We start from the raw sequence: 15,655 nt of genomic DNA on the forward strand, positions 1-15,655 counted from the left end.
GACCCCCGGTCGGGACCGGTGACCGGGCCCGAGTTTCCCCGACGTGATCTTGTGACCGTCGCCGGGGAGGGATAGGGCTTTGCCTCCACCGCTTCCCAGGAGAGCAAAATGGCCGATCTGGCTCAGGTTACCGATCACATCCGCGCCGCCGTCGGCGACAACTCCGGTCTGGGCAAGACCGTGAAGCTGGACATGGGCGACGCGGGCAAGATCTTCATCGACGGGGCCTCGGTGCCGAACACCGTCACCAACGACGACAAACCCGCCGACACGACCGTGACCGTGTCGTGGGACGACTTCATCGCCATGTCGGAAGGCAAACTCGACGGCATGATGGCCTTCATGCAGGGCAAGCTGAAGATCGCCGGCGACATGATGATCGCGCAGAAGCTGATCCCGCTGCTGAAGCGCTGATCTTGCGTCGATAAAATCAAAACAAGACGCGGCGCGGCCCCACCGGGGTCGCGCCGTTCGTGTCTCGGGAGGACACCACCATGGATTTCAAGCATTCCGACAAGGCCCTTCACTGGCAGGAGCGGGTCACCCGGTTCCTCGACGACAAGGTGCTGCCGCGCGCGGCCGACTACTGGGCCGAGGTGCATGCCGACCACACGATCCAGCCCCGGACCATGGAGGCCCTGAAGGCCGAGGCGCGGGATGCGGGCCTGTGGAACATGTTCCTGCCCGGCGAGCACGGCACCGGCCTGTCCAACCTCGAATATGCGCCGCTGGCCGAGGCCATGGGCCGCGCCGGCCTGTGGACGCCCGAGGTGTTCAACTGCAACGCCCCCGACACCGGCAATATGGAGGTCCTCCATATGTACGGGAACCCGGCCCAGCAGGAGCGCTGGATGAAGCCCCTGATGGCGGGCGAGATCCGTTCGGCCTTCCTGATGACCGAGCCCGCCGTCGCGTCCTCGGATGCGACCAACATCCAGACCTCGATCGTGCGCGAGGGCGACGAATACGTGATCAACGGCCGCAAATGGTGGTCCACCAACATGGGCCACCCGAACGTCGCCATCTCGATCGTGATGGGCAAGACGGACACCGAGGCCGCGACCCATGCCCAGCAGTCCCAGGTGCTGGTGCCCACCGACACGCCCGGCTTCCGCGTCGAGCGGATGCTGACCGTGTTCGGCTATGACGAGCGGCCGATCGGTCACGCCGAGGTCGTGCTCGACAACGTCCGGGTGCCGGTCGAGAATCTGATCGCCGGCGAGGGCCGGGGCTTCGAGATCGCCCAGGGGCGTCTGGGGCCGGGCCGTATCCACCACTGCATGCGCGTGATCGGGGCGGCCGAGAAGGCGCTCGAGCTGATGTGCGAGCGGCTGCTGAACCGCACGGCGTTCCGGAAGACCCTGTCGGAGCATTCGGTCTGGGAACAGCGCGTCGGCGAAGCCCGCACCAATATCGAGATGTGCCGCCTGATGGTGCTGAAGGCCGCCTGGATGATGGACAACGGCGGGGCCAAGAACGCCAAGTCCGAGATCGCCCAGATCAAGGTCGCGGCCCCCAAGATGGCGTTGCAGATCATCGACGACGCCATCCAGGCGTTCGGCGGTGCCGGCGTCTCGGCCGATACGCCGCTGGCCGAGATGTATGCGACGGTCCGCACCCTGCGGCTCGCCGACGGCCCGGACGAGGTTCACAACCGCACGATCGCCCGGCTGGAATACGCCAAGCACGGCGGTCGGCCCGTTCGCTAGACGGAACTGCCACCCTCGCCGTGCGCGAGGGTGGCGATCCCCCGGCCCGGAGCGCGAGTGGCGACCATCGGTCGCTGCGGATGCGTGCAGCCGCATTGTCCCTGGCACGTCCGGGACGATACAGGACTGCTGTCACCACGGTGGCAGCAGCGGACCGTCCTTGTGACCGCTGCCCCTTGAAGGCAACGAATGCGGAACAGATGTGTTAGCCCGACGCGGACGACCGATCGGGGCAGTTCCGCGCCTGTGGAGCACCGTCGATGAAGGCGTCAGCACGAAAGGCCGCGCCCGGGGCGGACGATCTGGTTCGCTTCCGTGCCGTGCGCGCCGCTATGCCCGTCCTGGCCGAAGGCCTGTCGACCGAGGATCTGACGGCCCAGTCCATGCCGGACGCCAGCCCTTCGAAATGGCACCTGGCCCACACGAGCTGGTTCTTCGAGGCGATGATCCTCGCTGCCGATCCCGACTATGTCCCGGTCGACGGCCGGCTGCAGCAGCTGTTCAACTCCTACTACGAAAGCCTGGGCCGTCGCGTGGAGCGCGGCGAGCGCGGGCTGATGACGCGTCCGTCGCTGGACGAGGTCATGGACTATCGCGCCGAGATCGACCGGCGGATGGAGGCGCGCCTGGAGCGTGGCCTGTCGGGCGACATGGAGCGCTATCTGTTCGTGCTGGGCCTGCATCACGACCAGCAGCACCAGGAGCTGTTCCTGATGGACCTGCTGCACCTGATGTCGCGCTCGCCGATGGATCCGGCCGCCTATCCGGTTGAGCCACGACCCGGCGGGCCGCTGCAGCCGGCGCGGGGCGGAGCGACGCGGTTCGAGGGCGGGCTGGTCGACATCGGTCACGGGGACGAGACGTTCGCCTTCGACAACGAAGGACCGCGGCACCGGGTGTGGCTGGAGCCCTTCCTGCTGGATCACGACCTGGTCACCAACGGCCATTGGCTGGCCTTCATGGCGGACGACGGCTACCGGCGGCCGGAGTTCTGGCTGGCGGACGGATGGGCGACGGTGAAGGCAGAAGCCTGGACCGCGCCGCTGTACTGGCGCGAGGACGACGGCGTCTGGACGGTTCTGGGCCTGACGGGTCGCGCCCCCGTCGATCCGGACGCCCCGGTCCGCCATATCAGCGCCTATGAGGCCGAGGCCTTCGCGGTCTGGTCCGGCAAGCGCCTGCCGACCGAGGCCGAATGGGAGAGCGCCGTCGCCACGGCCCCGGACGTGTTCTCGAACCTGTTCAACGAGGTGTGGCAGCACACCGCCAGTGCCTATGCGCCCTATCCGGGCTTCCGGCCGACCGAGGGGACGGCGTCGGAATACAACGGGAAATTCATGGCCAATCAGCGGGTGCTGAGGGGCGGCAGCCTGGCGACGCCGCCGGGCCATGCCCGGGCCACATACCGCAACTTCTTCTATCCGCAGCAAAGGTGGGCGTTCATGGGTTTGAGACTGGCCGCCGATGCGCCCGCAGCGAAACGTCCGCGGATCGAGGACATGGAGACGGCGCGGTTCCGTGCGGAAATGGTCGCCGGGTTGTCTCAGCCCAAAAAGGCCGTGTCGCCCAAGTGGTTCTATGACGCCGCCGGATCCGACCTGTTCGAGGACATCACCCGGCTGCCGGAATACTATCCGACGCGCCAGGAAGCCGCCCTGCTGAAGACCATGGCTCCGCGCCTGACGGCGGGCTTCGGCGAGAACGCGGTACTGGTCGAATTCGGCTCGGGGGCCAGCGAGAAGACGCGGATCCTGCTGGATGCGGCGCCGACCCTGTCGACCTACCTTCCGATCGACATCAGTCCCGACGCGCTGAACGCGGCGGCGGAGCGGATCGCGGACTCCTATCCCGCCATCGAGGTGGTTCCGGTTGTTGGCGATTTCCTGAACCTGCCGCCGTTGCCCGAGCTGGGCCGGGGCCGCCGGATCGGCTTCTTCCCCGGCTCGACCATCGGCAACCTGGAACCGCAGCAGGCGATCGCCTTCCTGGCCAATGCGCGCGAGCGCCTGGGACCCGGCGCACTGTTCATCCTGGGCGTCGATCTGGTGAAGGCGTCCGATCTGCTGGTCGCGGCCTATGACGATGCACAGGGCGTGACCGCGGCGTTCAACATGAACCTGCTGGTGCGCGCCAACCGTGAGCTCGGCGCGGACTTCGACCTGTCCGGCTTCCGGCATCGCGCGATCTGGAACGCGGACCGGTCGCGGATGGAGATGCATCTGGAAGCGACCCGGGACCAGACCGTCCATATCGGCGACGATCGCATCGACTTCGCCGCCGGCGAGACCATCCATACCGAAAGCTCGCGCAAATTCACCCGGGACAGCGTGGCATCGATGGCCGCGGCCGCGGGCTGGACCGTGCAGGGCTTTGACGTCAGCGATGACCCGTCGGTCGCGCTCGCGCTGCTTTCGAACTGACCGCCCGAACGACCGTTCGGACATAGAAAAAGGCGGCCGGTGATTCACCGGCCGCCTTCAACTTGTCTGGACTGCGAAAGCTATTCCGCCTGGCCCTCGACGTCCTCTGGACGACGCGTGCCGTGGGAGGCTTCGCCCCCCTTGCGGCCGGCCTGGGCGGCCAGGCTGCGATCCTGGGAGAAGCTGCGTTTCTCGCTGGGAACACTGGCGCCACCCTTGCGGGCGATCTCGCGCTGACGTTCTGGATCCATGGAGGCAAAACCCCTTTTGGACACGCCGGAAGGGCGGGTAGGCTGACCCTGGGCCATGCTGGACTTCCTCTACTGTCTGTATGCTAGCGGTTGAATAGCTAACCCGAGGGGACCGCCAAGGTTCCCAAAGGTCCGCGATTTCAAGACCGTGCGAATCAGATGGCGCCTGGGCGATCGAAATCGCCGTCGGTTTCGCCGGGCATCGGGGGGACTTCGTCGGGCGTGCCGGCGGGGTCGATCTCAGGTTGTGCGGGCACCGGATCCATCGGGGGGATTTCGGGCTGCGGGGTCGGGTCGGTCATGACGCGGTACTCCAGGTCCGGAAGCGGCCTGTCATGGGAACCGCGTGGAGCGCCTGGGGTTCACTCCGACAGTATCAAACCTGCTTGAGGACGACCCATGACCGACTTCCAATCGAACCCGACGATCGACGACATCGTCGACGACGTGGACAGCGAGCGCGCCCGCCTGGACCGCGCCGGCGACCGTTGGATGGAGCGCGGCGAGACCCGCTCGTTCGCCAAGGACCAGGGCCTGCGCCAGGCGGTCCGCAGCGACATCGACACCGGCCGTGAATGGGCCCGCGAACAGGCGTCCGTCGCGCGCGGACGTATCGAGGAAGAACCCCTCAAGGCGACCCTTTATGCGCTGGGGATCGGCGTCCTGATCGGCGTGCTACTGCGCCGCTGATCTAGGCCGGGCCGGACGCCGCCCTTACGGGTCGCGTTCCGGCCAGGGCGGCGTCGGACACGAACGGGTTTGTCCGGCGCTCCTCGCCCAGCGTGGAGATCGGGCCGTGACCGGGGACGAAGGTCACGTCGTCGCCCAGCGGCCAAAGCTTTTCCACGACCGACCGCACCAGGGCGTCGGGATCGCTCTGCGGAAAGTCGGTGCGTCCGACCGACCCCTTGAACAGCACATCGCCCACCTGAGCGAAACGGGCCTTCGCATTGTAGAAGATCACATGGCCCGGGGTGTGACCGGGGCAGTGGCGCACATCCCAGGTGGTCTCGCCCAGTTCGACCGTGTCCCCTTCGTCCAGCCACCGCGTCGGCACGAACGTGCGGGCCTCGGGCAGACCGTACATCTGGCCTTGGGCCGGAATGCCGTCGATCCAGAACTGGTCGGCCGGGTGGGGGCCCACGATCGGCGCACCCGACTTCTCCGCCATCTCGGCAGCCCCGCCCGCGTGGTCGAGATGGCCATGGGTGATCCAGATCTGATCCAGCGTCAGGCCGCGACGCGCGATTTCGCCCATCACGATGTCGACAGACCCACCGGGATCGATCACCGCGGCCTTCATCGTCGCCGTGCACCAGACAGTCGTGCAGTTCTGCTGCAGGGGGGTGACCGGGGTCACGAAGACGCCGACGGGGGAGGGGGACTGGGACATGGGTGAGAGATAGCGAAGGAGACGCATCTGCGAAACCGCCTTCGCGTTGACCTTTGGCGTCCCTCTCGACATAAGGGCGGGCTTCGAGGTGCCGCTCCGAATGGGGCGGCCCTTTCTGCTTTACCCATCCCTGCGCGCGCACCCGCTCGTGGTGCCGCCCCAGAGCGTCAGATCCCGCCATGCAAGTCGTCGAAAAGTCCACCGAAGGTCTGAGCCGCGTCATCACCGTGACCGTGCCCGCCACCGAGCTGAGCGCCAAGCTGGACGCCAAGCTGGCCGAGTTCGCGCCGAAGATGAAGCTGAAGGGCTTCCGTCCCGGCAAGGTGCCCGTCTCGCACGTGCGCAAGACCTATGGCCGCGAGATGATGGGCGAGATCGTCAACGACACGATCAACGAGACCAGCCAGAAGGCCCTGGACGAGATCAAGGTCCGTCCCGCCGCCCCGGCCGACATGAAGCTGACCTCGGACATGGACAAGGTCCTGGCCGGGTCCGACGACCTCGCCTACGAAATGGCGCTGGAAGTCATGCCGGAATTCACGCCGGTCGATCCCAAGACGCTGAAGCTGGAGCGCCCGACCTATGAGGCGTCGGACGCCGATCTGGACGAGGCCCTGACCGAACTGGCCGGACAGGCCAAGAACTACGAAGACAAGAAGGGCAAGGCCGTGAAGGCCGCCGACGGCGACCAGCTGACGATCGACTTCCTGGGCAAGCTGGACGGCGAGCCCTTCGAGGGCGGTGCCGCCGAGGACGCGGACCTGGTGATCGGCTCCAACCGCTTCATCCCCGGCTTCGAAGAGCAGCTGAAGGGCGCCAAGGTCGGCGAGGAGAAGACGATCGAGGTCACCTTCCCCGAGGACTACCAGGCCAAGAACCTGGCCGGGAAGCTGGCGACCTTCGACGTCAAGGTGAAGGCCATCAAGGCCGAGGCGCCCGCCGTCGTCGACGAGGACTTCGCCAAGCGCATCGGGCTGGAAAGCCTCGACAAGCTGAAGGAACTGCTGCGCAACAACCTGAACCAGCAGTACGCCGGCCAGGCGCGCTTCAAGCTGAAGCGCGGCCTGCTGGACGTGCTGGACGCCCAGCACAGCTTCGACCTGCCGCCCAAGATGGTCGACGCCGAGTTCGACGACATCTGGCAACAGGTCGAGGCCGACAAGGCCGCCGGCAACCTGCCGGAAGAAGACGCCAAGAAGTCCGACAAGGACCTGAAGGCCGAGTACCGCAAGATCGCCGAGCGCCGCGTGCGCCTGGGTCTGGTGCTGGCCGAGATCGGCCGCGCCAACAACGTCGGCGTCACGGATCAGGAACTGAACAACGCCATCATGGCCGAGGCCCGCAACTATCCGGGCCAGGAGCGTCAGGTGCTGGACTTCTATCGCCAGAACCCCAACGCCGCCGCCTCGATGCGCGCGCCGATCTACGAGGAAAAGGTCTGCGACCTGATCTTCAGCCTGGCCGACGTGACCGATACGCCGATCACCAAGGAAGACCTGCTCAAGGACGACGAAGAAGGCTGATGACGACGCCGCGCACCGGGATCCGGTGCGCGGCTTTGTTTCCGTGCGGTATCGTCCCTGAAACAACGGTGCCCTGAGCCGAACACGGTTCTCGACGAGGGTCTCCCGGGCAGGACATCGGGAGAGTCGTCATGTTGATCGGATTGGTCGCCGCTTTTGCCCTGGGGCTGGCTCAGGCGCAGGATCCTGAACCGACGCCGCTGGGCGACATCATCGTCAATGCGCCGCCGAACGAGGCGAGGGCGCTGGGGTTCATCGATCGCGTGGCCGCGCCGCCCAGCGGGCGACGGCTGGCCCGCTGGGAGCGCAGCCTGTGCGTCAGCGTCGCCGGGCTCGACGCGGGCTATGGCCAGTTCATCGTCGACCGGGTCACGGCCGTCGGCGCGTCCGTCGGCCTCACGCCGGGGCGGCCGGGCTGCAGCCCCGACGTCCTGATCATCTTCACGGCCGATCCGGATGCGGCGGCCGGTCGGCTGATCGACGAGGACATGAAGACCTTTCGACCCGTGCGCTACGGCGCGACCGACCGGGGCGAGGCGGCGCTGGAGCAGTTCCACCATTCCGATGCGCCGGTGCGCTGGTGGCATGTCAGCGCGCCGGTCAGCATCCTGACCGGCGAAGTGATGATGGGGATGGACGACGGTCCGGCCATCATGAACGCGCCGAACGCATCGCGCATCGGGTCGAACACCCGCGAGGCCCTGCAGCGCGCGATCCTCATCGTCGACGCCAACCAGATCAGCCAGGTCTCGTTCGGTGCCCTGGGCGAATATCTCGGCATGGTGACCCTGGCCCAGGTCGAACCGGACGCCGACCTGACCGGCTATCAGAGCGTGCTGAACCTGTTTTCGGGCGCGGCCGGACAGCGGATCACCGACTGGGACCAGTCCTATCTGCAGGCCCTGTACCGGACGCGCGGCGACCAGCTCCGGTATGTCCAGCAGGCCACCGACATCGCGGAACGGATGGCGGAACGCGCGACTCGCCCGGAGACGACACCGGATTCGGGCGAATCCCGCAACTGATCGGAGCGGCTCGCTTGCATAGGGAGCACCCGAACGCGATATGCTGGAAGAACGGCGCGACGTCCGAGTCGCCGCCGACAGAATCCGAGAAGGCCTGAATGCGCGATCCGATCGACTATCTGCAATCCAACCTCGTTCCCATGGTCGTGGAGCAATCCAGCCGGGGCGAACGGGCGTTCGACATCTTCTCGCGTCTGCTGCGCGAGCGGATCATCTTCCTGACCGGTCCGTTCGAGGACGGCATGGCCAGCCTGATCTGCGCCCAGCTGCTGTTCCTGGAGTCGGAGAACCCGAAGAAGGAAATCAGCATGTACATCAACAGCCCCGGCGGTCAGGTGACCTCGGCGCTCGCGATCTACGACACCATGCAATACATCAAGTCGCCGGTCTCGACCGTGGTGATGGGCATGGCCGCCTCGGCGGGTTCTCTGATCCTGACGGCCGGTGCCGCCGGCCAGCGCATCGCCCTGCCGAACGCGCGCATCATGGTCCACCAGCCCTCGGGCGGGTTCCGGGGCCAGGCCTCGGACATCGAGCTGCACGCCGCCGACATCCGCTACACCAAGCGCCGCCTCAACGAGATCTACGTCCATCACACGGGCCGGACCTATGAGGAGGTCGAGAAGACCCTGGACCGCGACCACTTCATGGATGCCGAAGCCGCCAAGGAATGGGGCATCGTCGACCACGTCTACGACAAGCGCGACCAGGCCGACGCGGACGGCATCAAGACCGTCTGAGACCTGTCGAACGTCAACACGAAGGGCGCGCCATGACCGGCGCGCCCTTTTCGTTTGTGGTATCAGCCTCCCATGCAACACACACGAGACCTCAAGGGCGTCGTCACCGTCGACGGCGACGACTACGAATGGGAAGTCCGGCGCCAGCCCCAGCGCACGACCGGCAATGAATGGCAGGGCATCGGCGTGGCCCTGCGCCTCGTCGAGGGACAGCGCGAGGCCCTGGTGCAGTTTCCCATGGTCATGCGGGCCAGCGGCATCCCCAACTTCGAACGCCAGCGGATCAACGTCGAAAGCATCAAGAACGCCGTCGCCTCGGCCATCGCGGCCGGCTGGAACCCGACGTCGCGCGGCAAGGTCGTGGTCTTCGACGTCGACGCGGACGGCCGCTGACACGCTGATCTTCGTCGGGTTTCGTCAGGGATGCGGCGTGCCCCGGCGTTGCGGCCCACGACCGCGATGGGCTAGCGTCCTCGCATAACGGGGGTGGACGTGACGGAACCGGATTCGAGCCCGAAACGGCTGACCAACGTGGCCGGCGTCATCGGCCTGGCGACCGCCGTGATCGGTCTGGCCGGGACGGGGCTGGCGGTCTGGGGCAGCAACAAGCCGGCCCCCGCCGCCCCGACCGCGCCGTTGGAAGAGAGTCTCGATAATGTGCCGGCCATGGTCGACGGGCATATGAGCGGCCCGGCCTATGTCGACTTCGTTTCCGGAAACACGCTCTGCTACGACAAGGACGTGGAGGGGGACTGTCAGGCGACGGTCGACCTGATCCAGCGCGGACCGCGGGCCTTCCGCGTCCGCTTCATGCTGGCGACCCGAATCCCCGATCCCGCCTACGACGCCATGGACCTGGCGGTCGTGGACGATTTCGAGGCGCGCGACCTGAAGCGGCCGGACGGCCTCGTGAAGGTCGACGAGGTCGACTACACCGTGACCCGCGACGGCATCTGCATCACGCCGGAGGTCCGTACCGCCGGGGCGGCCCGTTCGCTGGCCTTCGGGATCGGTGAGGACGGCCGGATGGTGCCGGTATCCTCGGCGGGCCTGTCGACCTTCCGCGAAAAGCTGCGCGAGGCCTGGGCCGGTGAATCGATCGCCGCCCGCCAGTGCTGGCAGTACCGGCTGGAGGGCAAGCAACTGCGCCAGGACTACTACCTGGACGGCGTCCTTCAGGCCGACGACGTCACGATGTGGGACTACCTGCCGACCGACGCCTCGCCCTTGCTGCGCCTGCCCGAGTAGCCGGCCGTTCCTTGAAGACGCGGAAGCCCGCGATGTCGGCGATGGCCAGCATCTCGGTGTCGCCCGAGGTGTCGCCGTAGGCCGCCGCCAGCCGGACTTCGGGGCCGAAAGCCACGCGCAGCCGTCTGACCTTTTCCTCGCCCCGACAGTTGTCGCCCTCGAACGCCCCCGTGAACCAGCCCTTGTCGCCGATGACCAGATCGGTGCCCAGAAGGGTGTCGGCACCCAGCCGTTCGGCGAACGGACGCACGGTGAGGGCGGGGGAGGCGGTCACGATTGCGCGATGGGCGCCGCGTCGTCCCCAGTCCTCCCAGACCCGAAGCGCGTCCGGGCGCATCAGCCCGTCCCAGCGTTCGCGGGCGAACTGTTCGGCCTCGACCGCCAGGGCGACCGGGCTTGTGTAGGGCATGAAGCGCCGGACCGCCGCCTCCTTCAGCTTCTGCCGGTCGCGATCCACGGCATAGGCGGCCAGCTGAGGGGCCATGGCCAGAAGCCCGGTGCGCCAGCGTTCGGGGCCGACCTTCCATCTCAGGAAGGCGGTGAAACTGTCGCGAACCGTCAGGGTGCCGTCGAAATCGAAGGCGACGATGGCCTGACCGGGCACCGGCGACTGGCGAAACGCATCCTCGGTTCCCATGTCACCCATTCGCCTTGATCCCACTCCAACGTGATCCATCCACGAACAGTTGTTGCGTCACCCCGGTCTTCGCGGGGTTGTCGTGGCGGTTCGGATGGGGGATTGTCATTTTTTGAATATCTTCGCGTCCATAGTGGTGGAATCATTGCGAAGAAAGCGCGTTCCCTCTCCGGGACGCGAGAGTGAGAAGGGTCCATGACCAAAGCCGCCGGCACCGACGCCAAGAGCACCCTCTACTGCAGCTTCTGCGGAAAGAGCCAGCACGAGGTGCGCAAGCTCATCGCCGGACCCACCGTGTTCATCTGCGATGAATGCGTCGAACTGTGCATGGATATCATCCGCGAAGAGCACAAGATCGGCTTCGTGAAGTCCAAGGACGGCGTTCCGACGCCCAAGGAAATCCGCGAGGTCCTGGACGACTACGTGATCGGCCAGAGCCACGCCAAGAAGGTGCTCTCGGTCGCGGTCCACAACCACTACAAGCGCCTGAACCACGCGACGAAGAACAACGACGTCGAGCTGGCCAAGTCCAACATCATGCTGATCGGGCCCACGGGCTCGGGCAAGACGCTGCTGGCCCAGACGCTGGCGCGCATCATCGACGTGCCCTTCACCATGGCCGACGCCACCACCCTGACCGAAGCCGGTTATGTGGGCGAGGACGTCGAGAACATCATCCTGAAGCTGCTCCAGGCCTCGGACTACAATGTCGAGCGGGCCCAGCGCGGCATCGTCTACATCGATGAAATCGACAAGATTTCGCGCAAGTCGGACAATCCCTCGATCACCCGCGACGTGTCGGGCGAGGGCGTGCAGCAGGCCCTGCTGAAGATCATGGAAGGCACGGTCGCCTCTGTGCCTCCGCAGGGTGGCCGCAAGCACCCGCAGCAGGAGTTCCTGCAGGTCGACACCGCCAACATCCTGTTCATCGTCGGCGGCGCGTTCGCCGGGCTGGAGAAGGTGATCGCCGCGCGCGGAGCCGGGGCCTCGATCGGCTTCGGAGCCAAGGTCAAGGAAGTCGACGAGCGTCGTACGGGCGACATCCTGAAGGGCGTCGAGCCGGACGACCTGATGCGCTTCGGCCTCATCCCCGAGTTCATCGGCCGTCTGCCCGTCCTGGCGACGCTGGAAGATCTGGACGAGAAGGCGCTGGTCACCATCCTGACCGAGCCCAAGAACGCCCTGGTCAAGCAGTACAAGCGCCTGTTCGAAATGGAGAACGTCGGCTTGACCTTCACCGACGACGCCCTGAACGCCGTCGCCAAGAAGGCCATCACCCGCAAGACCGGCGCCCGGGGCCTGCGTTCCATTCTGGAAGGCATCCTGCTGGAGACCATGTTCGAACTGCCGACCTTCGACGGTGTCGAGGAAGTGGTCGTCAATGCCGAGGTCATCGAGGGCAATGCCCAGCCTCTGCTGATCTATGCCGAGAAGAAAAAGGCCGACGGCGCCGCCTGATCGGCGCGCCGCAACGAAACAGGGGGCGGCACCAGGCGGTGCCGCCCCTTTTTCTTTGTCCCGAGGCCCGCGTTTACCGGGTGGCGGGTTTAGGGTGCAGGTTCGTGGCCTCGGCGGCTTCCTTGGCCGTGTCCCGGGTCGCTTCGGTCACCGGCGCGATGGCGGTGCCCGTCGAGCCCGCCGTGGCCGAACCGGCCGGATCTATGGTTTCGCCGTCGGCACCGGCGGTCAGGTCCCTGTTGGCACCGCTCGACCGGGCGGCTGCGCGGCCATTGGTGGCTGTCGCGGACGCGTCCGCTCCGGCGGCCTCAGCGGCGGTGGCCCCGGCGCCCATGGTCACGTCGTCGGTCGCGGGCGCGGTTTCGGTCTCGCGGTTGCAGGCACCGAGCGTCAGGACCGAAGCCGTCGCGGCCAGAATGATCAGAGTACGCATGAAGGGCCTCCCTTTGGATTTTCCTGTTGGGCGAGCAACGGCCAAGGTTCGGTTCGGTTGCGCGTGACGTCCGGGCTGCGTCCGCCGTGCCACAAGGCGAGCGGGCCATGAAACCGGCGACGCCGTGGACCGACAACAGGACGACCTAGATCCGCCCGTCATCCGCACAAATCTTGCCGTCTCGGTACCTAATGACGCAACTGTGCACCGTAGCGCGGCGACGCTTGAACCGGGCGGCGAAGGGGCCACATACTCATCCGAACGCCGTCGGAATCGACGGGCCTCTCCAGGGTGTCGCTGCATATCGCGGGGCGTCGGGGGAGGCGGGCCGGAGATCGTCAATGGCCCAGGAGCGCATAATGTCCGAGTCAAAGATCCTGCCCGTCCTGCCTTTGCGGGACATCGTCGTGTTTCCTCACATGGTCGTGCCGCTCTTCGTAGGGCGCGAGAAATCCGTGCGGGCGCTCGACGAGATCATGAAGGGTGAAAAGCAGATCCTGCTGGCCACTCAGAAGAACAGCGTCGACGACGATCCGTCGCCCGACGCCATCTATCCCATCGGCGTGCTGGCCACCGTGCTGCAGCTGCTGAAACTGCCCGACGGCACCGTGAAGGTGCTGGTCGAAGGCAAGGGCCGGGCGCGCCTGACCCGATTCACCGACCGTGAGGATTATTTCGAGGCCGAAGCCGTCGAGGTCGAGGACGACCTGGGCGACCCGTCCCAGGCCGAGGCCTTGCTGCGCGCGGTCGTCGAGCAGTTCGAGAACTATGTGAAGCTGAACAAGAAGGTCCCGCCCGAGGCCCTCAGCTCCATCCCCCAGATCACCGATGCCTCCAAGCTGGCCGACAGCGTCGCCGCCCATCTGTCGGTGAAGATCGCCGACAAGCAGGCGCTGCTGGAAACCATCGTGGTGCCCCAGCGGCTGGAGAAGGTCTATGGCCTGATGGAGGGCGAGATCAGCGTCCTGCAGGTCGAGAAGAAGATCCGCTCGCGCGTGAAGCGCCAGATGGAGAAGACCCAGCGCGAATATTATCTGAACGAGCAGATGAAGGCGATCCAGCGCGAGCTGGGCGAGACCGACGATGCCCGCGACGAGATCATGGAGCTGGAGAAGCGCATCCGGAAGACGCGCCTGTCCAAGGAGGCCCGCACCAAGGCCGAGGCCGAGGTCAAGAAGCTGCGCAACATGAGCCCCATGTCGGCCGAATCGACGGTGGTGCGGAACTACCTCGACTGGCTGCTGGCGATCCCGTGGGGCAAGGCCAAGCAGAAGCCGATCGACCTGAACAAGGCCGAGGCGATCCTCGAGGAGGATCACTACGGCCTCGAGAAGGTCAAGGAACGCATCATCGAGTATCTGGCCGTCCAGGCCCGTACCAACTCGCTGAAGGGTCCGATCCTGTGCCTTGTCGGCCCTCCGGGCGTCGGTAAGACGTCGCTGGCCAAGTCGATCGCCAAGGCGACGGGGCGTGAATACGTCCGCATGTCGCTGGGCGGGATGCGCGACGAGGCCGAGATCCGCGGTCACCGCCGGACCTACATCGGCTCGATGCCCGGCAAGATCATCCAGTCGATGAAGAAGGTGAAGACCACCAACGCCTTCATCCTGCTGGACGAGATCGACAAGCTGGGTGCCGACTGGCGCGGGGACCCTTCCTCGGCCCTGCTGGAGGTGCTGGATCCGGCGCAGAACAATGCGTTCGGCGACCACTACCTCGAGGTGGACTACGACCTGTCCAACGTCATGTTCGTGACCACGGCCAACAGCCTGAACATGCCCCAGCCCCTGATGGACCGGATGGAGATCATCCGGGTCAGTGGCTACACCGAGGCCGAGAAGGTCGAGATCGCCAAGCGGCACGTCCTGCCCAAGGTCACGACCGAGAACGGCCTGACCCCGGCCGAGTTCATCGTGCCCGAGGACACGATCCGTGACCTGATCCGCTACTACACGCGGGAAGCCGGGGTACGCTCGCTGGAACGGGCCTTGGGTGGTCTGGCCCGCAAGGCCGTGCGCGAGATGTCCAAGGAGAACACCCTCTCGATCACCGTCGATGCGGAGAAGCTGGCGACCTATGCGGGCGTCCAGAAGTTCCGCTTCGGCGAGACCGATGAGGAGGATCAGGTCGGCATCGTCACCGGCCTGGCCTGGACCGAGTTCGGCGGCGAGATCCTGACCATCGAGGCGATCAAGATGCCGGGCCGCGGTCGCATGACCGTGACCGGCAACCTGAAGGAGGTGATGAAGGAGTCGATCTCCGCCGCCGCGTCCTACGTCCGGGCCCGCTCGCTCAGCTTCGGCGTCAAGCCGCCGGTGTTCGAGAAGACCGACATCCACGTCCACGTGCCGGACGGCGCCACGCCCAAGGACGGTCCGTCCGCCGGCGTCGCCATGACCGTGGCCATGGTCTCGGTCCTGACCGGGGTGCCGATCCGGAAGGATATCGCCATGACGGGCGAGATCACCCTGCGCGGCCGCGTCACCGCCATCGGTGGTCTGAAGGAGAAGCTGCTCGCGGCCCTGCGTTCGGGCGTCAAGACCGTGCTGATCCCGCAGGAGAACGAGAAGGACCTCGCCGACGTGCCCGACAACGTGAAGGGCGCGCTGGAGATCGTGCCGATCTCGACGGCCGACGAGGCCCTGAAATGGGCTCTGACCGGCTCGCTGACGGCGGTGGAGTGGGACGAGGTGGCCGAGCCGCTGAACCCCGCGCCGGCGACCGTGCCGCCGATCGACGGCACGACCGTCGTCAGCCACTAGGCCAAAGCGTCTCCTCCCTGTCGGCGCCGCCGATGGGGAGGACCGCGGCCGATTTT

At 66.4% G+C, this 15,655-nt stretch carries 16 protein-coding genes; 11 read left to right on the plus strand and 5 right to left on the minus strand.

Annotated elements, in window-relative coordinates; translation table 11 throughout:
* Window positions 1-108 precede the first annotated feature (108 nt).
* The 3 genes from BRESU_RS08585 (at window position 109) to egtB (ending at window position 4,129) form a co-directional block, all read left to right on the plus strand.
* Complete coding sequence (locus BRESU_RS08585; RefSeq protein WP_013269147.1) at window positions 109-414, plus strand: SCP2 sterol-binding domain-containing protein; 306 nt, start codon at window positions 109-111, stop codon at window positions 412-414.
* Between the two features lie 80 nt (window positions 415-494).
* Window positions 495-1,709 (plus strand): acyl-CoA dehydrogenase family protein, encoded by a 1,215-nt coding sequence (locus BRESU_RS08590; protein WP_013269148.1) that lies wholly within the window; start codon window positions 495-497, stop codon window positions 1,707-1,709.
* Window positions 1,710-1,969: 260 nt separating this feature from the next.
* Window positions 1,970-4,129 (plus strand): ergothioneine biosynthesis protein EgtB, encoded by a 2,160-nt coding sequence (gene egtB / locus BRESU_RS08595; RefSeq protein WP_013269149.1) that lies wholly within the window; start codon window positions 1,970-1,972, stop codon window positions 4,127-4,129.
* An 80-nt stretch (window positions 4,130-4,209) separates the two neighbouring features.
* Here the strand turns inward: egtB and BRESU_RS08600 are convergent, their stop codons facing one another.
* Window positions 4,210-4,437 (minus strand): con-10 family general stress protein, encoded by a 228-nt coding sequence (locus BRESU_RS08600; protein WP_013269150.1) that lies wholly within the window; start codon window positions 4,435-4,437, stop codon window positions 4,210-4,212.
* Window positions 4,438-4,535: 98 nt separating this feature from the next.
* Window positions 4,536-4,682, minus strand: a complete 147-nt coding sequence (locus tag BRESU_RS17550) for a hypothetical protein (RefSeq protein WP_013269151.1) — start codon at window positions 4,680-4,682, stop codon at window positions 4,536-4,538.
* Between the two features lie 97 nt (window positions 4,683-4,779).
* Here BRESU_RS17550 and BRESU_RS08605 point away from each other — a divergent pair, with 97 nt between their 5' ends.
* Entirely contained in the window at window positions 4,780-5,070 is a 291-nt protein-coding gene (locus BRESU_RS08605; RefSeq protein ID WP_013269152.1) for a hypothetical protein, read from the plus strand.
* A gap of 1 nt (window position 5,071) precedes the next feature.
* Here the strand turns inward: BRESU_RS08605 and BRESU_RS08610 are convergent, their stop codons facing one another.
* Entirely contained in the window at window positions 5,072-5,773 is a 702-nt protein-coding gene (locus tag BRESU_RS08610) for an MBL fold metallo-hydrolase (RefSeq protein ID WP_041762316.1), read from the minus strand.
* 179 nt (window positions 5,774-5,952) lie between these two features.
* Here BRESU_RS08610 and tig point away from each other — a divergent pair, with 179 nt between their 5' ends.
* The 5 genes from tig to BRESU_RS08635 all read left to right on the plus strand — a co-directional run bounded on the left by tig (window position 5,953) and on the right by BRESU_RS08635 (window position 10,309).
* Window positions 5,953-7,296, plus strand: a complete 1,344-nt coding sequence (gene tig, locus BRESU_RS08615; protein ID WP_013269154.1) for a trigger factor — start codon at window positions 5,953-5,955, stop codon at window positions 7,294-7,296.
* Window positions 7,297-7,427: 131 nt separating this feature from the next.
* Window positions 7,428-8,321 (plus strand): hypothetical protein, encoded by an 894-nt coding sequence (locus BRESU_RS08620; protein WP_013269155.1) that lies wholly within the window; start codon window positions 7,428-7,430, stop codon window positions 8,319-8,321.
* A gap of 98 nt (window positions 8,322-8,419) precedes the next feature.
* The gene (locus BRESU_RS08625; RefSeq protein ID WP_013269156.1) at window positions 8,420-9,061 is read left to right on the plus strand and encodes an ATP-dependent Clp protease proteolytic subunit; all 642 of its coding nucleotides are present in this window, start codon (window positions 8,420-8,422) and stop codon (window positions 9,059-9,061) included.
* A 72-nt stretch (window positions 9,062-9,133) separates the two neighbouring features.
* Window positions 9,134-9,454, plus strand: a complete 321-nt coding sequence (locus BRESU_RS08630) for a hypothetical protein (RefSeq protein WP_013269157.1) — start codon at window positions 9,134-9,136, stop codon at window positions 9,452-9,454.
* 99 nt (window positions 9,455-9,553) lie between these two features.
* Complete coding sequence (locus BRESU_RS08635; protein WP_013269158.1) at window positions 9,554-10,309, plus strand: hypothetical protein; 756 nt, start codon at window positions 9,554-9,556, stop codon at window positions 10,307-10,309.
* Here the strand turns inward: BRESU_RS08635 and BRESU_RS08640 are convergent.
* The gene (locus tag BRESU_RS08640; RefSeq protein ID WP_013269159.1) at window positions 10,251-10,955 is read right to left on the minus strand and encodes an HAD-IB family hydrolase; all 705 of its coding nucleotides are present in this window, start codon (window positions 10,953-10,955) and stop codon (window positions 10,251-10,253) included. The genes BRESU_RS08635 and BRESU_RS08640 overlap by 59 nt on opposite strands.
* 186 nt (window positions 10,956-11,141) lie before the next feature.
* Between BRESU_RS08640 and clpX the strand changes: the two genes are divergently transcribed.
* Complete coding sequence (gene clpX, locus BRESU_RS08645; protein ID WP_013269160.1) at window positions 11,142-12,404, plus strand: ATP-dependent Clp protease ATP-binding subunit ClpX; 1,263 nt, start codon at window positions 11,142-11,144, stop codon at window positions 12,402-12,404.
* A gap of 73 nt (window positions 12,405-12,477) precedes the next feature.
* On the opposite strand, the gene BRESU_RS08650 is transcribed toward clpX, so the two are convergent.
* On the minus strand, window positions 12,478-12,837 hold the full coding sequence (locus tag BRESU_RS08650) for a hypothetical protein (RefSeq protein ID WP_013269161.1): 360 nt from the start codon (window positions 12,835-12,837) through the stop codon (window positions 12,478-12,480).
* A gap of 359 nt (window positions 12,838-13,196) precedes the next feature.
* Here BRESU_RS08650 and lon point away from each other — a divergent pair, with 359 nt between their 5' ends.
* Window positions 13,197-15,599 carry an endopeptidase La gene (gene lon, locus BRESU_RS08655; protein WP_013269162.1) on the plus strand — a complete coding sequence of 801 codons (2,403 nt, stop codon included), beginning with the start codon at window positions 13,197-13,199 and terminating at the stop codon, window positions 15,597-15,599.
* Window positions 15,600-15,655 lie beyond the last annotated feature (56 nt).

The organism is Brevundimonas subvibrioides ATCC 15264 (genome assembly GCF_000144605.1).
Taxonomy (GTDB): domain Bacteria; phylum Pseudomonadota; class Alphaproteobacteria; order Caulobacterales; family Caulobacteraceae; genus Brevundimonas; species Brevundimonas subvibrioides.